This is a genomic window from Methyloceanibacter sp., assembly GCF_035650995.1.
GTDB lineage: Bacteria > Pseudomonadota > Alphaproteobacteria > Rhizobiales > Methyloligellaceae > Methyloceanibacter.
Map to the genome: position 1 here is coordinate 12,237 of NZ_DASRGO010000186.1, position 21,068 is coordinate 33,304.

22 protein-coding genes, 1 tRNA gene and 1 pseudogene are annotated in these 21,068 nt (G+C 64.2%); 17 read left to right on the forward strand and 7 right to left on the reverse strand.

The window, feature by feature from the left end:
- Positions 1–40: 40 nt before the first annotated feature.
- Complete coding sequence (gene hrcA / locus VFB18_RS13550; RefSeq protein WP_324976293.1) at positions 41–1,135, forward strand: heat-inducible transcriptional repressor HrcA; 1,095 nt, start codon at positions 41–43, stop codon at positions 1,133–1,135.
- A 65-nt stretch (positions 1,136–1,200) separates the two neighbouring features.
- Complete coding sequence (gene grpE / locus VFB18_RS13555; RefSeq protein ID WP_324976295.1) at positions 1,201–1,860, forward strand: nucleotide exchange factor GrpE; 660 nt, start codon at positions 1,201–1,203, stop codon at positions 1,858–1,860.
- Between the two features lie 104 nt (positions 1,861–1,964).
- Here grpE and VFB18_RS13560 read toward each other — a convergent pair whose 3' ends face one another.
- Positions 1,965–2,558, reverse strand: coding sequence for an alpha-ketoglutarate-dependent dioxygenase AlkB (locus VFB18_RS13560; RefSeq protein WP_324976298.1), 594 nt, complete (start codon positions 2,556–2,558; stop codon positions 1,965–1,967).
- An 84-nt stretch (positions 2,559–2,642) separates the two neighbouring features.
- Here VFB18_RS13560 and VFB18_RS13565 point away from each other — a divergent pair, with 84 nt between their 5' ends.
- The 7 genes from VFB18_RS13565 (at position 2,643) to pyrF (ending at position 9,716) form a co-directional block, all read left to right on the forward strand.
- Entirely contained in the window at positions 2,643–3,476 is an 834-nt protein-coding gene (locus VFB18_RS13565) for a methyltransferase (protein WP_324976301.1), read from the forward strand.
- Positions 3,477–3,673: 197 nt separating this feature from the next.
- Positions 3,674–5,596 carry a molecular chaperone DnaK gene (dnaK, locus tag VFB18_RS13570; RefSeq protein WP_324976303.1) on the forward strand — a complete coding sequence of 641 codons (1,923 nt, stop codon included), beginning with the start codon at positions 3,674–3,676 and terminating at the stop codon, positions 5,594–5,596.
- A 104-nt stretch (positions 5,597–5,700) separates the two neighbouring features.
- Positions 5,701–6,840, forward strand: a complete 1,140-nt coding sequence (gene dnaJ / locus VFB18_RS13575; RefSeq protein ID WP_324976306.1) for a molecular chaperone DnaJ — start codon at positions 5,701–5,703, stop codon at positions 6,838–6,840.
- A 98-nt stretch (positions 6,841–6,938) separates the two neighbouring features.
- Complete coding sequence (locus VFB18_RS13580) at positions 6,939–8,048, forward strand: AI-2E family transporter (protein WP_324976310.1); 1,110 nt, start codon at positions 6,939–6,941, stop codon at positions 8,046–8,048.
- A 10-nt stretch (positions 8,049–8,058) separates the two neighbouring features.
- On the forward strand, positions 8,059–8,640 hold the full coding sequence (locus VFB18_RS13585; protein WP_324976313.1) for an NAD(P)H-dependent oxidoreductase: 582 nt from the start codon (positions 8,059–8,061) through the stop codon (positions 8,638–8,640).
- Positions 8,641–8,679: 39 nt separating this feature from the next.
- Positions 8,680–8,931: a hypothetical protein gene (locus tag VFB18_RS13590; RefSeq protein ID WP_324976316.1), complete on the forward strand. Its 252-nt coding sequence runs from the start codon at positions 8,680–8,682 to the stop codon at positions 8,929–8,931.
- Positions 8,932–9,011: 80 nt separating this feature from the next.
- Positions 9,012–9,716: an orotidine-5'-phosphate decarboxylase gene (gene pyrF / locus VFB18_RS13595; protein WP_324976319.1), complete on the forward strand. Its 705-nt coding sequence runs from the start codon at positions 9,012–9,014 to the stop codon at positions 9,714–9,716.
- A gap of 108 nt (positions 9,717–9,824) precedes the next feature.
- Here the strand turns inward: pyrF and VFB18_RS13600 are convergent, their stop codons facing one another.
- From VFB18_RS13600 to VFB18_RS13610, 3 genes are all read right to left on the reverse strand, one after another.
- Positions 9,825–10,151 (reverse strand): DUF167 family protein, encoded by a 327-nt coding sequence (locus tag VFB18_RS13600; RefSeq protein ID WP_324976322.1) that lies wholly within the window; start codon positions 10,149–10,151, stop codon positions 9,825–9,827.
- The gene (locus VFB18_RS13605; RefSeq protein ID WP_324976325.1) at positions 10,148–10,453 is read right to left on the reverse strand and encodes a YggT family protein; all 306 of its coding nucleotides are present in this window, start codon (positions 10,451–10,453) and stop codon (positions 10,148–10,150) included. The genes VFB18_RS13600 and VFB18_RS13605 overlap by 4 nt, the downstream gene beginning before the upstream one ends.
- 142 nt (positions 10,454–10,595) lie before the next feature.
- Positions 10,596–10,880: a hypothetical protein gene (locus VFB18_RS13610; RefSeq protein WP_324976328.1), complete on the reverse strand. Its 285-nt coding sequence runs from the start codon at positions 10,878–10,880 to the stop codon at positions 10,596–10,598.
- Positions 10,881–10,989: 109 nt separating this feature from the next.
- Between VFB18_RS13610 and VFB18_RS13615 the strand changes: the two genes are divergently transcribed.
- The 3 genes from VFB18_RS13615 (at position 10,990) to VFB18_RS13625 (ending at position 12,648) form a co-directional block, all read left to right on the forward strand.
- A tRNA-Ala gene (locus tag VFB18_RS13615) sits at positions 10,990–11,065 on the forward strand.
- Positions 11,066–11,775: 710 nt separating this feature from the next.
- Positions 11,776–11,940 carry a hypothetical protein gene (locus tag VFB18_RS13620; RefSeq protein ID WP_324976331.1) on the forward strand — a complete coding sequence of 55 codons (165 nt, stop codon included), beginning with the start codon at positions 11,776–11,778 and terminating at the stop codon, positions 11,938–11,940.
- Positions 11,941–11,964: 24 nt separating this feature from the next.
- Positions 11,965–12,648, forward strand: a complete 684-nt coding sequence (locus VFB18_RS13625) for an alpha/beta family hydrolase (RefSeq protein WP_324976334.1) — start codon at positions 11,965–11,967, stop codon at positions 12,646–12,648.
- 11 nt (positions 12,649–12,659) lie between these two features.
- Here VFB18_RS13625 and VFB18_RS13630 read toward each other — a convergent pair whose 3' ends face one another.
- A complete protein-coding gene (locus VFB18_RS13630) occupies positions 12,660–13,604 on the reverse strand; it encodes an SDR family oxidoreductase (protein ID WP_324976337.1) in 945 nt (314 codons plus the stop codon).
- 233 nt (positions 13,605–13,837) lie between these two features.
- Here VFB18_RS13630 and VFB18_RS13635 point away from each other — a divergent pair, with 233 nt between their 5' ends.
- From VFB18_RS13635 to ligD, 4 genes are all read left to right on the forward strand, one after another.
- Complete coding sequence (locus tag VFB18_RS13635; protein ID WP_324976340.1) at positions 13,838–14,827, forward strand: hypothetical protein; 990 nt, start codon at positions 13,838–13,840, stop codon at positions 14,825–14,827.
- Between the two features lie 118 nt (positions 14,828–14,945).
- The gene (locus VFB18_RS13640; RefSeq protein ID WP_324976343.1) at positions 14,946–15,824 is read left to right on the forward strand and encodes a Ku protein; all 879 of its coding nucleotides are present in this window, start codon (positions 14,946–14,948) and stop codon (positions 15,822–15,824) included.
- A gap of 3 nt (positions 15,825–15,827) precedes the next feature.
- On the forward strand, positions 15,828–16,538 hold the full coding sequence (locus VFB18_RS13645; protein ID WP_324976346.1) for a DNA polymerase ligase N-terminal domain-containing protein: 711 nt from the start codon (positions 15,828–15,830) through the stop codon (positions 16,536–16,538).
- Positions 16,421–18,400, forward strand: a complete 1,980-nt coding sequence (gene ligD, locus VFB18_RS13650; protein ID WP_324976349.1) for a DNA ligase D — start codon at positions 16,421–16,423, stop codon at positions 18,398–18,400. Before VFB18_RS13645 ends, ligD begins: the two co-directional genes overlap by 118 nt.
- A gap of 9 nt (positions 18,401–18,409) precedes the next feature.
- Here the strand turns inward: ligD and VFB18_RS13655 are convergent, their stop codons facing one another.
- The gene (locus VFB18_RS13655) at positions 18,410–19,834 is read right to left on the reverse strand and encodes a YeiH family protein (protein ID WP_324976352.1); all 1,425 of its coding nucleotides are present in this window, start codon (positions 19,832–19,834) and stop codon (positions 18,410–18,412) included.
- Positions 19,835–19,974: 140 nt separating this feature from the next.
- Between VFB18_RS13655 and VFB18_RS13660 the strand changes: the two genes are divergently transcribed.
- On the forward strand, positions 19,975–20,619 hold the full coding sequence (locus VFB18_RS13660; protein WP_324976354.1) for a hypothetical protein: 645 nt from the start codon (positions 19,975–19,977) through the stop codon (positions 20,617–20,619).
- 158 nt (positions 20,620–20,777) lie between these two features.
- On the opposite strand, the pseudogene VFB18_RS13665 reads toward VFB18_RS13660, so the two are convergent.
- Positions 20,778–21,068: pseudogene (locus VFB18_RS13665) on the reverse strand (hypothetical protein); the annotation flags it as partial.

Here is a 21,068-nt window from a genome sequence, read left to right on the forward strand (position 1 = left end):
CGTTTGACGGACCGGTGGGCCGATCCTAAATTTGCGGGTCATGCGCCACACCGACTCCAACGAGTTGCGGACTGCGGCCGAGGCCGCCGTGTCGCTTCGCCAGCTGAACGAGCGCTCGCGAGAGATTTTCAAGCGCATCGTGGAGACCTACCTTGCGACCGGCGAGCCGGTCGGCTCGCGCAATCTGTCCCGCGCCTTGCCGATGACGCTGTCACCTGCCTCGGTGCGCAACGTCATGTCGGACCTCGAAAACCTCGGCTTGATCTACGCGCCGCATACGAGCGCGGGACGGCTTCCCACGCAAACGGGCCTGCGCCTTTTCATCGACGGATTGCTCGAAATCGGCGACATCAGCGAAGAGGAGCGCGGCCAGATCGAAAGCCGCATGGCGGGGGCGGGACGGCGCCGCGCCGCCGAGGATTTCCTCGCCGAGGCGGGCGAGATGCTCTCCGGACTGTCGCGCTGCGCCGGAGTCGTGCTCGTCGACAAACAAAGCAAGCGGCTGAGGCAGATCGAGTTCGTCAATCTCGGCGCAGGCAAGGTGCTGGCAGTGCTGGTCAGCGATGACGGCGACGTCGAAAATCGCATCATCGCGCTGCCGGAAGACCTGCCCGTCTCCTCTCTGCAAGAGGCCTCGAACTATATCAACGCACGCATCGCCGGGCTCACGCTCGCCGAAGCGCGGGCCCGCATCGAACGCGAGATCGAGCAGCGCCGCGCCCAGCTCGATGAGCTGACCGCGCGAATCGTGACCGAAGGACTTGCCACCTGGTCGGGCAACGATGACGACAGCAAGAGCCTCATCGTATGCGGCCGTGCCCACCTGCTCGAGGACGTAAAGGCGATGGAGGACCTCGAACGCGTGCGGCTCCTGTTCGAGGACCTCGACGCCAAGAAGGAGCTGATCCAGCTGCTCGGTCTTGCCGAGCGGGCCGACGGCGTTCGTATCTTCATCGGCTCGGAGAACAAACTGTTCTCGCTGTCGGGTTCCGCGTTGATCGTGTCGCCCTTCGAGGACACCGAGCAGAAGATCGTGGGCGTGCTCGGCGTGATCGGCCCGACGCGGCTTAACTACGCCCGGATCATCCCCATGGTCGACTACACGGCAAGGTTGCTCGGACGCCTTGTCCCTTGATTTTTGTCCCGCCACGGTCGATATCCGGCTCTGAATTTCAACGCAATCACTTCGCCGAGCCGACAATGCCCGACGACAAGACCGATCCGCGCGAGGCCGACGGGGATCAGGCCACATCTGCCGATTCCGCCAAGGCCGAAGCGCAAAAGGCAGACACGAACGATTCCGACCGGCTCGGCGCCGACCTGAACGCACTCCTCCAGGAGAACGCCGAGATGCGCGATCGCCTGCTCCGCACCATGGCCGACATGGAGAACTTGCGGCGCAGGACCGAACGCGAAAAGGCCGACACGGCGCGCTACGCCATCTCCAATTTCGCCCGCGACGTGCTCACCGTCGGCGACAATCTCAAGCGCACCATCCAACACGTGCCGCCCGAGGCCGCAGCGCAAGATCCCGCGCTCAAGAACTTCCTCGACGGGGTCGAGATCACCGAGCGCGAGCTTCTGAACGTGCTTGAGCGCCACGGCGTCACCCAGATCGAGCCGCTCGGACAGCGCTTCGACCCCAACACCCAGCAGGCGATGTACGAGGTTCAAAACGCCGACGTGCCCGAGGGGACCGTGGTCGACGTGATGCAGGCCGGTTACATGATTGGCGACCGTTGCCTCAGGCCGGCGCTGGTGGCGGTGGCCAAGGGCGGTGCCAAACAGGCGGCACAGGCGCAAGACGACGGCGGCGCCCAGCCCCGAGCCGCCAACGACGACTTCCCTCCCGGCGACTGATCGACTTCCTCTCCACCTCATCGCCTGGCTGATCCGGCGATCTAGGGCCGCAAGCTGTGACCTGGTGCCCCTTCGTGCCCGGCTCAAGGCCGGGCATGAAGAGACTAGGGCTTGGTCACACGGCGGAGGGTGAGGTTGAATCTGCCGCCCTCGGCCAGGAGGTCGGAGCTGCCGGGCAGGATGCGATCGATGCCGTGATAGGCGAGCCGGTCCTCGCCATCAAGCACCACCACATCGCCTGACTTCAGTTCGAGCGCGCGGATCGGGCCCTTGCGCGTGGTCCCGCCCACGCGGAAGATGCCGGTGTCGCCCAACGACACCGAGACTACCGGCGCTGAGAAATCCGCCTCGTCCTTGTCCTGGTGCAGGCCCATCTTGGCGGAGGCGGCGTAGTAGTTGACGAGGCAGGCCTCGGGCGGCGCGGGATAGCGGGCAACCTCATTCCACAGATCGAGGAGAACGCGCGGCATGTTCGGCCAAGGCTTGCCGGTCACGGGATGGGTCGCCTGATAGCGATAGCCGCGCTCCTTGTCGGTCACCCAGCCGAGCGGCCCGCAATTCGTCATGCGCACCGACATCTCCTTGCCGGAGCGCGGCATGGTGGGGACGAAGAGCGGAGCCTCGGCAATGATCCGGCGCAGCTCGCCAAGGAGCCTCCTTTGCGCGGGCGCGTCGAATTTGGCCGGAAAATGCTCCATGCGACTTGACTTTACTCTGCCGTAAGGCTGCCTACGTTGGGGTTATTAAATAGCTCGAGGCGGCAAGACAAAGGAGCGGTCCACGTGGCGGGCGAGGCGCGCAAGCTCAATCGCGACGGCTACGTTCACGCACGCGAGGCCGGTGAATATCAGCGCCTGCGCGACCAGGCCCTACTATGGCAAGGCGCGACCGAGGCGCTGCTCGACCAGGTCGAGCTTGGCCCGGGCATGAGCGCACTCGACGTGGGATCGGGCCCGGGCGCGGTGATGCGGCTGATGGCCGACCGTGTCGGTTCCGAGGGAAATGTCACCGGCATCGAGATCGACGCCAATCTCGGCGCGCAGGCGATCGCGGCGCTCCGCGCCGAAGGGGGCACCACATTCGCCCAGATCAACGCCGATGTGCTGACGATCGACAAAGTGCCCGGCGCCCCGTTCGATCTCGTCTATTGCCGGTTCTTCCTCATGCACATGCAAGACCCGGTCGCGGCGCTCGAAAAGATGCAAGGCTGGGTCAAGCCGGGCGGGGTGATCGCCGCCCAGGAGTACGATTTCGGGTCGATCGCGGTCGAGCCGCTTTGTCCCGCCATGGCCGAGTTCAACCGCCTGTTCGAGGGCGTGTTCAGAGGTTATGGGCGCAATCTGAGAGCCGGCCGCCAGCTTCCCATGCAGTTCGAGGCGGCGGGGATCGGCCTCCCCGACGGCACCACCGCCGAGACGAAGTTCATACCGCTCAAGGAGATGGCCGCGATGCTGATCGGCGTTTACCAAGGGCTCTTCGCCTCGGCCGCCGAGCTCGGCATCGGGGATAGAGCGCGCGCCGAGTCGTTCAAGAACGACATAACCGCAGCGGCGGAGGACGGGCGCTATTACTGCATCACCCCGATCCTGATCGGCGCGTGGAAGCGCCTTGCATGACGGGCGCGAGCACAGCGCCGCGCAATTGCCCGCTTCTCCTTGCGGGCCATAGGGTTGCCACCTATATAACCGCGGAACCCCCGCCGGTTGAGTCGGCGGGCTTACCGAAATATTTGGGGACCGACGCTCCACGTGCACGAGGGGAAACCGGGTGCCGCTTCAGGGCCCGCGCGGTCTGCTAGAAAGAGAGGTCGTAAATGGCGAAAGTGATCGGAATCGATCTCGGCACCACCAATTCATGCGTTGCGGTGATGGAGGGGAAGAACCCCAAGGTCATCGAGAATGCCGAAGGCATGCGTACCACGCCGTCGATGGTGGCCTTCACCGATGACGGCGAGATTCTCGTAGGCCTTCCCGCCAAGCGACAAGCCGTCACCAATCCCGAAAACACGTTCTTCGCCATTAAGCGCTTAATCGGTCGCCGCTGGGACGACCCGATGGTCGAGAAGGACAAGAAGCTCGTCCCTTACAAGATCGTACGCGCCTCGAACGGCGATGCCTGGGTCGAGTCGCACGGCAAGCAATATTCGCCCTCGCAGATCTCCGCCTACATCTTGCAGAAGATGAAGGAGACTGCCGAGTCCTACCTCGGCCAGAAGGTCGAGCAGGCGGTGATCACCGTTCCCGCCTATTTCAACGACGCTCAGCGGCAGGCGACCAAGGACGCGGGCAAGATCGCAGGGCTCGAGGTCTTGCGCATCATCAACGAGCCAACCGCGGCCGCTCTCGCCTACGGCCTCGAGAAGAAGGCCGGCGAGACCATCGCCGTCTACGATCTCGGCGGCGGCACGTTCGATATCTCCATTCTCGAGATCGGCGACGGCGTGTTCGAGGTGAAGTCGACCAACGGCGACACGTTCTTGGGCGGCGAAGACTTCGACATGCGTATCGTCGATTACCTCGCTAACGAGTTCAAGAAGGAGAACGGCATCGATCTCAGGAGCGACAAGCTCGCGCTGCAGCGCCTCAAGGAGGCCGCCGAGAAGGCCAAGATCGAATTGTCTTCAACGCAGCAGACCGAGATCAATCTGCCGTTCATCACGGCCGACAAGTCCGGGCCGAAGCATCTCACCATGAAGCTCACGCGCGCCAAGCTCGAGAGCCTGGTGGATGACCTGATCCAAAAGACCATCGGCCCGTGCCAGAACGCGTTGAAGGACGCAGGCCTCAAGGCCGCCGAGATCAACGAGGTGGTGCTGGTCGGCGGCATGACCCGCATGCCGAAGGTGGTCGAGACGGTGAAGAATTTCTTCGGCCGCGAGCCGCACAAGGGCGTCAACCCCGACGAGGTGGTCGCGGTCGGCGCCGCCATCCAGGCGGGCGTCCTCCAGGGCGACGTCAAGGACGTGCTGCTCCTCGACGTGACCCCGCTCTCGCTCGGCATCGAGACCTTGGGCGGCGTGTTCACCCGTCTTATCGATCGCAACACCACGATCCCGACCAAGAAGAGCCAGGTGTTCTCGACCGCCGAGGACAATCAGAACGCGGTGACCATCCGCGTCTTCCAGGGCGAGCGCGAGATGGCGGCCGACAACAAGCTGCTCGGTCAGTTCGATCTCGTCGGCATTCCGCCCGCCCCGCGCGGCGTGCCGCAGATCGAAGTGACCTTCGACATCGACGCGAACGGCATTGTCAACGTGTCGGCGACCGACAAGGCGACGGGCAAGGAGCAGTCGATCCGCATCCAGGCGTCGGGCGGTCTCACCGAGGCCGACATCAACCGCATGGTCAAGGAGGCGGAGGCCCACGCGGCGGAAGACAAGAAGCGTCGCGAACTGGTCGAGGTGAAGAACCAGGGCGAGGCGCTCGTGCATTCGACCGAGCGCATGTTGAAGGACTACGGCGACAAGGTCCCGGCCGGCGACAAGGCTCTGGTCGAGAGCGCCGTCGCCGACCTGAAGAAGGCGCTCGAGGGCGAGGACCAAGACACGATCAAGCAGAAGGTCGACGCTCTGGCGCAGGCCTCGATGAAGCTCGGCGAGGCGATGTACCAGGCGAGCCAGGGCGCGGCCGGAGGCGGCGCCGGTGGCGGAGCACAGGCCTCGGCTTCCGGCGACGAGAAGGTCGTCGACGTCGACTTCGAAGAGGTCAAGGACGACGACAGCAAGAAGTCGGCATAGGGTTCACGGCAGGGCGTCGGAGCGGAAGGACCGGCGCCCTCGCCCAAACAGAAGAGGGCTTCTGCGCCGCAAGGCTGAGCGCGGTGTAAAGGGCCGGAGGGGCGATGGCTAAACGATGCTACTACGACGTCCTGGGCGTATCGCGAAACGCTCGTGACACCGAGATCAAAGCTGCATTCCGCCGCCTCGCCAAGGAATGTCACCCTGATCGCTGCAACGGCGATGCGGATGCCGAGAAGCGATTCAAGGAGGTCAACGAGGCCTACGAAGCCTTGAAGGACCCGCAGCGCCGAGCGGCCTATGACCGCTACGGCCACGCCGCCTTCGACAGCGGGCTCGGCGGCGCCGGCGCGCACGGCTTCGGCGCCGATTTCTCGGCCTCAATGTCGGCGATGTTCGACGATTTGTTCGGCGAATTCATGGGCCAGAGGCGTCCGCGCCAGCGCTCGGGCCGCGAGCGGGGCGCCGATCTTCGCTACAACATGGAGATCACGCTTGCCGAGGCCTACGAAGGCAAGACGGCGCAGATCAGGGTGCCGACCTCGGTCAGGTGCGATGCCTGCTCGGGCTCGGGCGCCAAGGCGGGCACCTCGCCCACGTCCTGCCGCACCTGCGGCGGCATCGGTAAGGTGCGCGCGAGCCAGGGCTTCTTCACCATCGAGCGCACCTGTCCTTCCTGTCAGGGACGCGGCGAGACGATCGACCATCCCTGCCCGTCCTGCTCGGGCGCGGGCCGCGTCACGCGCGAACGCACACTCTCGGTCACCATTCCGGTCGGCGTCGAAGACGGCACCCGCATCAGGCTCGCCGGGGAAGGCGAGGCGGGATTGCGCGGCGGACCGCCCGGCGATCTCTACATCTTCCTGTCGATCAAGCCGCACGAGTTCTTCCAGCGAGACGGCGCCGATCTGTTCTGCCGCGTGCCGATCGCCATGACCACGGCGGCACTCGGCGGCGACATCGAGGTGCCCACCATCGACGGCGGCAAGACGCGGGTGAAGATCCCCGAGGGCACCGAAAGCGGCAAGCAGTTCCGCCTCAAGGGCAAGGGCATGCCCGTACTCCGCTCGAAGCAGCAGGGCGATCTCTATATCCAGGTCGAGGTCGAAACGCCGAAGAACCTGTCGCGCAAGCAGCGCGACTTGCTCAAGGCCTTCGAGGAGGCGTCCAACCCGAGCACGAGCCCGGCTTCGACCGGGTTCTTCGCGCGGGTGAAGGAGTTCTTCGAGGGGATCGGCGAGTAAGCCTACCCTTCCCCCTTCACTTTCCGTAAAGTGACGAGGCCGCGTTTGGTGCGGCGCCCGTCCCTGCGCCACAAGGCGCGAAAGCAAGCGAGACCGAGATGGCCGCCGAGCCCGCCTTGCGCGATGACAAGACGCAACGCGCGGAGCCGGCGCGGCCGAGCGGCGCGCATGATGCCGCCCGGGCGGCAAAGATGGCGGCGGCCGTGATCGCGGTCGTCGCTGCCTCAATCGGGCTTTGGTATGCGCGGACCGCGATCCTGCTCGCTTTCGCCGGCATCCTGCTCGCCATCGTGTTCTACGGCGCGAGCAAGGCACTTGCCGAGCTGACCAAACTGCCGCGCTTGCTGATGCTCGCGGCCGTGGTGCTGGCGACGGCGATCTTTCTCATCGTCGTGTTCGCAGCCGCGGGCCCGACCCTCACCCAGCAGATCGCTCAGCTCGCGCGGAGTCTCGCCATCGGCGCCGCTAGCCTCACCAAGGAGCTTGCGAGCTTCGCCGATCAGACCGCTTTCCTGCAGAACATCGACCTCGTCGAGGTCGTCGGCAAGTTCTTGAGCCCGTGGGGCATCGCGACCGGCGCGACGTCGGTCGCCTTTTCCATCGTCGGCCTGCTCAGCGCGGGACTGATCGTGATCTTCTTCGGCGTCTATTTCGCCGCCGATCCCGACACCTACATCGACATCGTCGCTCGGCTGTCGCCGCCGCACCGGCGCGCGGCCATCCTCGAGGTGACGTACGAGACCGGCGACCGCCTGCGGCGCTGGCTGATCGGCCAGGGCATCTCGATGGCAACGATCGGGAGCCTCACCTATATCGGGCTTCTCATTCTCGGTGTGCCCATCGCCTTCGTGCTTGCGCTATTCGCAGGGCTCGCCGGCTTTCTGCCCTATCTCGGGCCGATCATTGGCGCCATCCCCATGGTCTTGGTCGCGGGCGGGGAGAGCCTCGATCTCGCGCTGTACGTCGTCGGACTCTATGTCATCATCCAATTCCTTGAGAGCTATCTGCTCACGCCGCTCATCCAGGCGCGCGCAGTGTCGATGCCGCCCGCGGTCGTGATCCTGAGCCAGCTCGTACTCGGCGCCGTGTTCGGCCTCTTGGGGCTTGCGCTCGCGACGCCTCTTGCCGCAGCTTCAACGGTGCCGCTCCGTTATGTCTTCGGCATGGACAGGCGCGTGCCGGCCAGGACCGAGGCGTCAAAAAGCTAAGGAGCGGTTGATGCGTCTTCTGTTCTTCGCCGGAGCCACCCGCGAAGGCTCGTACAACAAAAAGCTCGCGCGGCTCGGCCAGCACATCGCCGAGGCGAACGGCATCGAGGCGGTGTTCGTCGATCTCAGGGATTATCCCATGCCGATCTATGACGGCGATCTCGAAGCCCGCGAGGGACCGCCGGAGAGGGCGCGCGAGTTCAAGGCGCTGCTCTGCGAATTTGACGGCGTGTTCATCGCAAGCCCCGAATACAATTCCTCGGTCACACCGCTGCTCAAGAACACGCTCGACTGGGTAAGCCGGGTGAGGGAGAAGGGCGAGACTGGGCTCGAAGTGTTCAAGAGCAGGGTATTCGCGATCTCGGGCGCCTCACCGGGTTATTATGGCGCGATGCGGAGCCTGCTCACGCTTCGCCAAATTCTCACCATCGGACTCGGCGCGCTCGTGATCCCGGAGCAGATCGCCGTGCCGCGGGCGATGGACGCCTTCGATGCCGACGGCAGCCTCAAGGACAAGGCACAGCAGGAGTTGTGCAAGAGCGTGGTCGAGGCGCTCGCCGTCGCCGCGCGAAAATTCGGGAAGAGCGGATAATGAGAGGCTGGCGTCGTCCAACTTTGAGAGGAAGAATCCATGCGCAGAATCATCCTCGTGCTACTCGTGACGGCGATACCGCTCTGCATCGTCGGCGCCGACCTTCATGCCGCAAGCAAGCTTTCGCGTTACACGCAGATCAAGGTGTGCCTCACCAGCATCGGCTGGTGCAGCGATTACATGAAGAGAACGCCCGAATCCTCCAGTTGCGTGTGCCGCAACCATCAGCAGAATCCGGGACACGTGACCTCGCTACTCGGGGTCCGTGCGGGTCTCCCTGAAATCGATTGAGACCTCGACGTGCGGGCCGGGCCGCGCAAGTTCGGAATGTGCTCGACGACGCCGGCCAAGACGCTGTAGCTAACCCTCCCATGAGCGAAGCCAAACGCCGGCTGATCGTTGCCCTCGACGTGCCGAGCGTCGATGAAGCGCGCGCGCTGGTCGAGGCGCTCGGCGACAGCGCCGGCGTCTACAAGATCGGGCTCGAGCTCCTGTTCTCGGGAGGCCTCGCGCTCGCGCAAGAGCTCACCGGCCGCGGGCGCGCCGTATTCGTCGATGCCAAGCTGCTGGACATCGAGGCGACGGTCGAGCGGGCGACCGCCGCGATCGCGCGCATGGGCGTTGCTTTCCTCACCGTGCACGCGCTCGACAAGAAGACGCTTCACGCTGCGGTCCGCGGCCGAGGCGACAGCGCGCTCAAGCTGCTCGGCGTGACCGTGCTCACCAATCTCTCTGAGTCCGATCTCATCGAGCAGTGCGTCCGCCATCCCCTGCCGGAGGTGGTGCTGCATCGGGCGAAGCTCGCTCATGAAGCCGGCTTCGACGGCGTGGTCGCATCGGGCCATGAGGCGGCCTCGATCCGCAGGGCCTGCGGTCCCGATTTCCTGATCATTACGCCGGGCGTGAGGCCGCAAGGGGCGCCCAAGCAGGATCAGGCGCGGGCCATGACGCCGGCCATGGCGATCCAATCCGGCGCCGATTATCTCGTGGTCGGACGGCCCATCACCCGCGCGCAAGACCCGCGTGCCGCGGCCGAGGCCATTGCCGCCGAGATCGCCGCGACGCTGGGTCAGTAGCCGACGACTACACTCGTCATGCCTCGCCTTGTGCCGGGCATCTACGTTTCCTCTTGATTTGCGAATCGTGGATGGCGGGGACAAGCCCGGCCATGACAAGCTGTCTTGTTAGTCGGACTTGAGCTCGGCGAGGCGGGCTTCGATCAGGCGGCTGAGCACGCCTGCATCGCCTTCGATCAGAATCTGCTTGGCGCGCGATTTGCCGCCTTGAGCGACCGACACCGACGAAGGCGGAACCTTGAGCCAATGGGCGATGAGGCGCTCGAGCGCATCGTTGGCGCGTCCCGCTTCCGGGGCCGCCCGCACGCGCGCTTTCAGCACGGTCTCCTCGCCGAAGACCTCGATACCGACGACCTCGTCGCGGCTCGATTTCGGCGTGAGCCGCACCGGGAGGATGACGCCTCCGCCGGTATGACGAAGCTTGAGCGTGGTCAAACGCCCGAGGGTACGAACAGCGGCAGGATCCAGCCGAGCAGCACCACGTCGCGGATGAACAGCAGGCCGAGGATCAGGATCACCGGCGAGATGTCGATGCCGCCGAGATTGGGCAGGATGCTCCTGATCGGGCGCAGCGCCGGCTCGGTCACCCGGTAGAGCATATCGGCCACCTGGTAAACGAAGCGATTGTTCGTGTTCACCACGTTGAAGGCGATCAGCCAGCTCAAGATCGCGCCCGCGATCACCACCCAGATGTAGAGGTCGATGACGAGAACAATGAACGAAATCAATGGCACCATCGACAAACCTCCTCGCTTCGCGCCGACCATGTAGCGGACAGGCGGCGAAAAGGGCAAGCGCAGACTCCCCTCCCGCGCGAGGCGAAGGTTCAGCGGTCCTCATGGGGATCGTGGCAAAAAGTGCGGGAACTCGGCGCTGGCCTCAGCGACTTTGCAACGCCGGTGTCTCGGGCAGCTTCGACTTGACGCCCGGTTTCGGCTTCCCGGGACCCATCGTCCCGCCGGTGTCCCCTTGCATGGTTACAACGGTGACGGTCGAGATTTCGTTGCCCTTGTCGTCATAGCAGGTCGTCGTCGTGCAAACCCGGGTCTCGCCCGTTTTGGCGTCGATGCAAGGGTTCGACTTCGTCTTGCAGTTGTTCTCGCCGGCACTCGCGGAAGCGGCGAGCGGCAGCAATAAGGCCGCAGCCAGGCCCAAGTGGCGCATGTGAATGTCCCTTTCACGCCGACAAATGGGGCTTCGGACATCATAGCCGGTCCCTGGCCTGTTGACACTTGACAGATGCCGCCCGAAATCTGACACCTGACGCCGGTCCGGGGCCGTAGCTCAGTTGGGAGAGCGCAGCAATCGCACTGCTGAGGTCAGGGGTTCGATCCCCCTCGGCTCCACCATTAATCCCGGCGAGCCTACTATTGTCGCTGCTATTGTCGCTAATTGTCGGGAATTGCGACTAAAACGCTCCCCGCTGTCCATCTCATTGAGCTTGGCGAGTGACTGCCCGCAAGCAGTCGTTGCGTTGAGCATTACAGCCGAGCATACAGTCACGGTATGCGGCGGTCTTCGGGTCTTCCCCCGCACAGATTCCCAGGCAGCCTGTGGCGAGTCTTTCACAACATGCTCTCGTCGTGCAGTTGCCTGGCACCCACTTCGGTTTGCTATGGCTGGCGCCAGGCGCAAGCAAGAGCACGCCGAGCATTACGCCTATCGAGCATGCAAGCGGCGCATCCCGCATGACTCAGGACCTTTCGAGAAAGAGGCTGGGGTCCAAACGGCGAGGTTCAAACACCCAGCCCTAGCCAGCTCGGGAAGATCGCCTTGCCTTTTCGGCTGGCCCAACAACAACGCGTCGCGTCCCTGCCCCGTTCCAGTCTCGCGCAACATGAGCAGCCGCTAGAACCCGGAAATGGCCGCGTAGAGATGGTTCGACAGATAACTCAAATGTATAGTGGAAAGGACCAAGAGACTGAGACGCGGCCTCCTCGCCGTCATCCAAGAGGAAGCATTCATGTGCAAACTAGGACTCAGCGTGTGGTTGGCGTTCTGTCTTTCGATTTTCGGTGTGTCGGTGGCCATCGCCACGGCTCCGCATGCTAACAGCCCCATGCCAGTGTCATCGGCGCTGCCGGTCGAACAGGCGGTGATGAAATTCTGCGGCGGGGCGTCGGGCAGATGCTACCGGAAATGCGATTCCAACCCCGATCTCAGCAAGCGCGTCTGCCACTGCTATTGCAAGCAGGACGACGGCACGATCTGGACGAAGTGGTGAGCCTTCCGCAGTGACGGCCCGGGCATGACGGCGATCCGCCCCAAGGCCGTGAGCTTCGCAGTCGGCGACAAGCGAACGGTGTCCGGCCTCCTCATCGCGCCCTCGCAAGCGCGCGCCTGCTACGTGCTGGCGCACGGTGCGGGCGCCGGCATGACGCACCCTTTCATGGCGGCGATCGCCGACGGACTTGCCGAACGCGGCGTCGCCACGTTGCGCTATCAGTTCCCCTATATGGAGCAGGGCTCGAAGCGCCCGGACACCCCAAAGGTCGCTCAAGCGACCGTGCGCGCCGCCGTGCTTGCAGCATCGAACCTCGTCCCGGGGCTCATCCTCGTCGCCGGGGGCAAGTCATATGGCGGCCGCATGACCGCTCAGGCAGAGGCCACCTCGCCGTTGCCCGGCGTTCTAGGGCTCGCGTTCCTCGGGTTTCCGCTTCACCCCGCAGGAAAGCCGTCGGATGAGCGCGCACTACATCTGTTCCAGATCACGATCCCGATGCTGTTTCTTCAAGGAACGCGCGACGCCCTCGCTGACACCAAACTGTTGGAGCGACTGGTGCGGAAGCTCGGTGCCAAGGCGACCCTCAGGCTGTTCCAGGAGGCCGATCATTCCTTCCATGTCCCGGCGCGCAGCGAGGGGACCGACGCGGTTGTAAGATCGGAGCTGCTCGATGATCTCGCGGCCTGGATCGGAAAGCTGAGCGGCTGAGGAGTTGCGCCTCAGCGCGCGATACGCCGCGCGTCCTTGGAGGCGGCTTCGGCCTTGGCCTGTCTCTCGGCGGCCTTGGTTTTGGCGTGCGGCATAGAAGCTTCCGGCTTCGGCAGCGGGCGCGGCCATTGCAGATTGCCTTCGGCGTCGCGCACGCGGAACAGGAGCCCGGCGAACGGCACGAGCAGAAGCTTCGGCACGAACGGCGCCACCAAGGCGGCGAATTTGTTGAACAAGCCCGGCACGATCACCTTCCGCCCGCGCATGAAGTTACGGTAGCCGATGCGGGCGACGTCCTCCGCGCTCATCGCCGGCAGGTACTGCACGTAGCGCGAATATTCGGCGCCAGCCTTGGCGTGCATCCCGGTCGCGATGGTGCCGGGCGCGAGCGAAGAAATGCGGATGCCTGTGCCCATCGTCTCGTAGGAGAGCGAGCGGGTGAAGGAGAGCACGAAGGCTTTGGTCGCGGCGTAGGTCGCCTGATACGGCACGGGCATGAAACCTTCGACCGAGGCGACGTTGAGCACGCCGCCCTTATGGCGCGCGATCATTCCAGGCAGGAGGCGGCGGGTGAGGTCGATCACCGCGCTGACGTTGAGATCGGCGATCTTACGGAGCTTCTCGGGATCCTGGTCCTGGAAGAACCCTGCGGTCATCAGCGCGGCATTGTTAACCAACATTTCCGCATAAAGGCCCGCACTTTCGAGCGCCTCCTCGACCTTGGCGCAGCCCTCCTCGGTGCTGAGGTCTGCGGCGAGTGTCCGCACCTCTACGTGATACGCGGCCGACAACTCTTGCGCCGTCCGTCTGAGCGCCACCTCATCGCGGGCGACGAGAAGTAGATCATACCCGCCGCGGGCGAACTCCTCGGCCAAGGCGCGGCCAAGACCATGCGTGGCGCCGGTGATGACCGTCGCGGGAGCCAATGAATCGACACTCTTGCTCAGTCTGTTCATGCTTCGTCCAAAGCGCTCGGACCCCGCCCTCCGGCTTCAGCAGGCAAGCACATTTGCCACGGTAAGCAAACAGCTAATAGCGCCTGGTGCGAGACAGATTGAAGCGTGCGTCTGCCGAGTGATGTGCGCCGAGGGACTGGGAAGCGAAGCTTCTCATGGTTAGTGTTCAGCGGAATTCGTGCTATTTCCGGCGTGCCCGAAGGCTAGGGCAACCCCAAGAGGGCCGTCTCACAATGCCTGCAACCCGTTACACGCGCACCCTTCTTGCCGGCCTCGCTGGTGTTTTTATCCTTTCCGGTCAGTCGCTTGCGGCGATGACCATGGGCGAGGCCATCAAGCAGGAGGACGCGAAATATCTCAGTGCCCCCGACGTCACGCCGAAGGACGATGCGCCCAAGATCGAGGCCGGCGGCGGCGAGGAAGATACCCCACCCAAGCCGCAGGAAATTTCCCAAGGCACGGTAAAGGCCGCGCTCACCTACACGGAACAAAAGGGCGATGACGGCGAGGTCACGCGCATCCCGATCGTCACCATCTTCGCCGACGGCAAGGAGGTGGCCAAGCTCGAGGGCGAAGAGACGTTCTACGCCGATCCTCCGGTGAGCCTTCAGATCGCCGAGCTCGATCCATCCAACCAGACGCCCGAAGTCGTCGTCTCGTTCTATACCGGCGGGGCGCATTGCTGTTCGCAGACGAGCGTAGTGGCAAGCTCCGCCGACGGGTCCGGGTGGAAGACGATCGACGTCGGCGAGTTCGACGGCGGGCCTCTGCTCGCGGCCGATGTCGACGGCGACGGACGCTACGAGTTCGAGACGCGCGACAACGCCTTCCTCTACGCCTTCGCCTGCTACGCCTGCTCGACGGCGCCGCTCCAGCTGTTCGGCATCGACAAGGGCGAGGTCAAGAACATCACCGCTGAAGAGCGGTTCAAGCCGGCGCATGCCGCCTATCTCAAGGGGATGATCAGCGAGGTGCCAGAGGAGGAAACCGACGCCAACGGCTTCCTCGCGGGCTATGTGGGCGAAAAGAGCCTGCTCGGCGAAAGCAAGGGTGCCTGGGCGCTCATGCTTACCTACTACGACAAGTCTTCGGATTGGGGGCTCGAAGCCTGCGACAAGCCGCTCAACGACGACGGCGAATGCCCAGGGCAGACGATCAAGCTCTCATTCCCAGACGCGCTCGAACGCATGCTTAAGGAAAATGGTTATAAGGTAGAGAAATGAGCCCAAGCTCCAAGGATTGCGGCCGGCGAACCGGCCGGAACCCTTGGGGTTCGGGTCCCGTTCTGTTTCGGCGGAGCCCCACCCGTCCAGGCCTCCCGCCATCCGAGGAGTAGCGAGTATGGCACCCCGCGCATTCTGGACCGGCCATTTGCGGCTTTCGCTCGTCAATATTCCGGTCAAGCTCTATCCCGCAACCAGCTCGGAGCGGCGCATCGAGCTGCATCAGATCCACGAACCCACGGGGAAGCGCATCCGCTACCAGAAGGTCGCGCCGGGCGTGGGTCCCGTGGAGAACGAGGAGATCATCAAGGGCTACGAATACGAGAAGGGCAAGTACGTCCTGATCGACCCCAAGGAGATCGACGATCTCAAGCTCGAGGCGAAGCAGACCATCGAGCTGGTGCGCTTCGTCGACGAGGGCGCGATCGACGACCGCTATTACGAGACGCCCTATTACCTCCTGCCCGACGGCGAGCTCGCCGACGAGGGCTACATGATCGTCCAGAAGGCGCTGAAGGACACCGGCAAAATCGGCGTCGGACAATTCATCCTGCGCGGCCACGGCAACATCGTCGCCATCAAGCCGTTCGGCAAAGGGCTCCTGCTCGAAATCCTGCGCCATGCCAACGAAGTCCGCGCCGCCGAGCCCATCTTCAAGGAGATCGCGGAGACCAAGGTCGACAAGGAAGCGCTCGATCTCGCCAAGGAACTGATCAAGCGTAAGTCGGGCAAGTTCGAGCCCGAGGAGTTCAAGGACCAGTACAACGAGGCGGTATGGGAGTTGATCCAGGCCAAGCTCGAGAAGCGGGCGCCGGAGATCGCGACCGAAATCCCCGGCACCGCCAAAGTCATCAACATCATGGATGCGCTCAAGAAGAGCGTGCAGCAGGGCAAGGGCGCTGCGCCCGCCAAGGCTCCGGCCAAGCGGGCGGCGGCCTCGGCCAAGGCGAGCGGCAAGAAGACGGCAAAGAGCGCGCCCAAGCGGAAGTCGGCCTAATCCATGGCGCGTATCGAAGCGAAAGATCCGCTTGCCGAGTACAAAGCGCGGCGCGACTTCGCCAAGACTCCGGAGCCCGGGCCTAAGCGCGGCAAGTCGAAGGGCAACAGCTTCGTCATCCAGAAGCATGCCGCCACCCGCACCCATTTCGATTTTCGCCTCGAGCATGACGGGGTGCTGAAGAGTTGGGCTGTCACCAAGGGCCCGAGTCTCGATCCGAGCCAGAAGCGCCTTGCGGTCATGACCGAGGACCATCCGCTCGAATATGGCGGCTTCGAGGGCGTCATTCCCAAGGGTGAGTACGGCGGCGGTCCGGTAATGATCTGGGACGCGGGCACCTGGGAGCCGATCGGAGACCCCGACGAAGGCCTCGCCAAGGGAGACCTCAAGTTCCGTCTACATGGCAAGAGGCTGAACGGCGAATATGTGCTCGTGCGCATGAAGCCGCGCAAGGAGGATCGCGGCCGGCAGAACTGGCTCCTCATCAAGAAGCGCGACGAGTACGCGGGCGATGGCAACGAACCCACGCAGGAGTTCGACACCAGCGTGAAGACCGGCCGCACCATGGATCAGATTCTGCATGGCGAGTCCGCCGTGTGGACCTCGAACCGGGCTCAAAAAAAAAGCCGAACGGTGCGCAAGCCCGCGGCGCAAAAAGCGCGCGCGGCAAAACCGCGGGTCGCGTCCCCCGTGCGAAAGGGCCGGCGTTCGTAGAGCCGGAGCTCGCCACGCTCGTCACCGAGGCCCCCGACGGGCGTTCCTGGCTGCACGAAGCGAAATATGACGGCTACCGCATCATCGCGCGCAAAGCGGGCGATGAGATCACGCTGTTCAGCCGGAGCGGGCTTGACTGGACGGTACGCTTTCCCCTGATCGCCCAGGCGATGCAGAGCTTTCCCGCCGAGAGCGCGATGATCGACGGCGAGGTCGCCTTCGTGCTTCCCTCCGGTATCACCGAATTCAAATCGCTGCAGGAGCACATCGACACGCCGCATCCCGCGATTCGCTACTTCGTGTTCGATCTGCTCAACCTCGAAGGCAAGGACTGGCGCAAGAAGACGCTCGTCGAGCGGCGCAAGCGTCTCGCCAGGCTGATGGCCGAGAAAGGCATCTCCAACTATCTCGTCTATGGCGACTATGTGGAAGGCTCGGGGCCGGAGTTCTACGCGCAGGCCTGCCGCGCCGGTCTCGAAGGCATCATGTCGAAGCGCGCCGACTCGCTCTATCGCTCGGGCCGCAGCAAAGACTGGCTCAAAATCAAGTGCCTTAAGGGCGAGGAACTCATCATTGGCGGCTACAGCCGCTCCGAGGTGAAGGGCAAGCCCTTTTCCTCACTCCTGCTCGGGAGCTTCGAGGACGGCAAGTTGGTTTACTCGGGGAAGGTCGGGACCGGCTTCGTACAGGCCGACTTCGACAGGCTCGCGCGCAAGTTCAAGCCGCTCGAGCGCGCGACATCACCGTTCGAGGAGGTGCCGGCGGCGGAGCGTAAAGGCGCGGTGTGGCTCGAGCCCAAGCTTGTCGCGGAGGTGGCCTTCGCCGAGCGCACGCGCGACGGCAGGCTCCGCCATCCGAGTTTCAAGGGTCTCCGCGAGGACAAGCCGGCGCGCGAGGTGCGTCGCGAGCAATCAGACGATGAGGAGTGGGGTATGGCTACGACGAAGACCACGCTCACGAAGAAGGCCAAGGCTCCAGTCTTCGCCGGAATCACGATTTCCAATCCCGACAAGGTCTACTACCCCAAGAGCGGCCTCACCAAGCTCGACATCGCCCGCTATTACGAGGCGGTCGCCCCCTTCCTCCTGCCCTATGTCGCGGGGCGGCCAATCAGCCTGGTACGTTGCCCCGACGGCATCGGCGGCCAGCATTTCTTCCAGCGCCACGCCATGAAAGGCATGAGTCCGGCGATCAAGCAGGTGCCGATTCCGGGGGGCGAGACCAATAAGCCCTATCTCTACATCGACGACGAGGAAGGCCTGTTCGGCCTCGTGCAGATCGGCACGCTCGAAATCCACGACTGGGGCGTGTCGCTCGATCACATCAACGAGCCCGACCGGCTCGTGTTCGATCTCGACCCCGACGAAGGGCTCGATCTCGCCACGCTGAAGGCGGCGGCCGTCGAGGTGCGCGACTTCCTCGACGATCTGGGCTTCACGAGCTTCCTCAAGTCGACGGGCGGAAAGGGGCTCCATATCGTGGCGCCGCTCACGCCGAAGCTCGGCTGGCCCGAGGTCAAGGCCTTCGCCAAGGCGGTGGCCGATGCGCTCGTGGAGGCGCGTCCCGACCGCTACACGGCGAACCCGCTCAAGAAGACGCGCGAGGACAAGATCTTCGTCGATTACCTCCGCAATCAGCGCGGCGGCTCGGCCATCGTCAATTATTCGACGCGCGCCAGGGAGGGCGCACCGGTCGCCTGCCCGCTCCGCTGGGACGAGCTTAAGGGCCTGAAGGCCGCATCGCCCTACTCGGTCCTGACGCTGCCGGCGCGCCTCAAGCGGCTGAAAAGCGATCCTTGGGAGGGATTCTTCTCGACCCGCAGGTCGGTCACCGCGAAGGCCAAGAAGGCGCTCGGCCTATAAGCCGTCGTCTTACTGCGCGGGCGCCGCGACGAGGTCGATCCAGAAGCTCCTGAACAGCACCGCCGACAGAACGAAGCCGAGGATCACGTTCACCACGACACCCGCGGTGAAGCCGAAGAAGGGCCTGGCGCCGACCTTGGCGAAATCGCGGATGCGGGTGGTGAGCCCGATCGACAGGAAGCAGAAGGTGAACGCCCACGAGCGCAGATCCTTGATCGGCGCGACGAGGTTTGGCTCGACCAGCTTCTTGTAGTCGGCAAAGCTGTAGCCGGCGGCGATCAGCGTCACGAGCGCCGAGGCGATCAGAAAACCGACCACGAATTTCGGGAAGCGCCACCAGATCTCGCGCGGGCTCGGTCGCGCGCCGCTCTCCTCGACCTCCCAGCGGGTGGTCGAGATCAGCGCGAACACGAAGGCCCAAATCCCGATCCAGATGTCGCGCCCGATCACCTTCATCAGCGTGAAGCTCGCAAGCGCGTGCTCGGTCGTGCCCTCGATTGCGCCGCCCGAGGCCTCGGCCATGCCGCCATAGGCCTGCGCCGCGGCAAGCCCGGTCGCATCGGCGAATTCGGAGTTGCCGATCCATGCGCCGGCGATAACGGCGGGGAGCGAGAGCGTCTTCGCCGCGAAGGGCAGCACGAAGATCATAACGATGGCCCAGAACACCACGATGGCAATGGCAATCGAGGCCTGCTCCTTGGTGGCCTTCACCGCGCCCGCCATGGCGATCGTTCCCGACACGCCGCAGATCGCGCCTCCGGCTCCGAGACAGGCCGCGAGCCTGCGATCGAGCCCGAGCGCGCGGCTTGCGTAGAAGATCACGGCGAAGGTCACCACCGAGACGATGGTGGCCTGGAGGAGCGCGAGCGGACCCGCCCAGACGATGAGCGTAAAGGGAAGCGTCGCGCCGAGGAGGACGATGCCGGTCTTGATGTAATACTCGACGCGGAAGCCGGCATCCATCCAGGACGGAAGCGCCACGACATTGGCGATGAGGAGGCCGACGACGAGCGCCACGAGCGGCGGCTCGAGGCTGTAGATGCCGGCCTCTTTCCATTGGCCGATCGAGAAGATGATCAGCGACAAGAGATAGACGAAGGCGAAGGCGGGCAGGAACTCGGCCGGCCTGAAGCCCATTGTCCAGGCGCTTATGCCGAAGGCGGCGGCCCACAGAGCGAACTGGGCCACGTACCACGGCCACTGCGCGGCGAAATGATCTTTGAGCGTGGCGAAGCTGTCCCAGCTTGCGGGCTTGACCGCGATCGGCTTGATACTACCCCCTGAAAGATAGGCGATGATCGCCGCAACGACGATGCCGAGCCCGAGCCAGACGGCCCACCAATCCTCCTTGGTCCAGAACTCGCCCAACCCCCGTGACGCAACGGGGCTCGTGCCGACTTCAGCGGGCGATTTGGCTTTACCTTTGGGCGCCATGGCGTTTCCCCCTTAAAGGCTTCCTCCTGCGATGATTCTTAGGCGGCGTGTTAGGGAGTCAATGGGAGGGTGCTGACGCGGGTTCCGAGACTGGGGACGCCCAGCCACAGCCGATCGATATTCTCCCCGAGGGAAAGACAATGACCGACGCTTCGCCGTGGCTTGTTCTGATCGCGCTTGGGGCCTTTCACGGGCTCAACCCGGCCATGGGCTGGTTGTTCGCCGTCGCGCTCGGCCTCTACCGGCAGAGCCGCCGCGTGGTTCTCGTCTCCCTCGTTCCCATCGCGCTCGGGCACGCGCTCGCCATCGCGCTCGTGGTCTATGCCGTGGTGTTTCTCGGCATGACGATCGACGAGAAAGCGTTCCGCATCTTCTCCGGCGTGCTGCTCGTTGCCTGGGGCCTGTTCCATCTTCTGTACCGGCACCGGCATCGCGTGCATATCGGCCTCCGCACCGGGTTGTTCGGGCTCGGGGTGTGGTCCTTCGTCATGGCGACGGGACATGGCGCCGGCGCCATGCTGATCCCGGTTCTGATGCCGCTCGAGCGCGCGGCGATGGCTCAGGGCGGCGAACACGCCCACCACATGGCCGCGACGGGGTCGCTGTGGATCGCGACGCTCGCCGTCATCGTGCACAGCCTCGCCATGCTCATCACGACCGGCATCGTGGCGCTCATCGTCTATCAATGGGCGGGGGTCGACTTCCTGCGCCGCGGCTGGATCAATCTCGACCTCATCTGGAGTGCGGCGTTGATCGGCATCGGGCTGTGGCTCCTTATGACATAGGCGTCGGTCCGAGTTCGGCCGGCCTGCGGCCTTGATGTCGATGGAACTTGAGATCACGATCACGGTTGAATTGTCGTAGCCACAAACTTCTCTGGCCAAGCTCCGAAATGCAGCGATGGTGGAGGCCGATGAAAACACTCTTACTCGCTATTGCCGCTCTAATCGGCATGACGAGCTTCGCCGATGCGCAGCCGCCCTGCGCTCCATTCCCCTGGTGCGCCTCGGGCAATTGGCTCGACAAGCACTGTTGGTGCTACCGGTACCGCGGTCCGCGATGGGGATACAATTGGGGGAACGATGGCGGATGGAACGATGATGGCGGATGGAACGATGATGGCGGGTGGTGGCGTGACGACGGGAACGGGAAGAAGCACGGCAAGCACAAGCACCACAAACATCACGATGACTAAAATCGCATAGGCGGCCTTAGCGACGCGTCGAGACGGCGA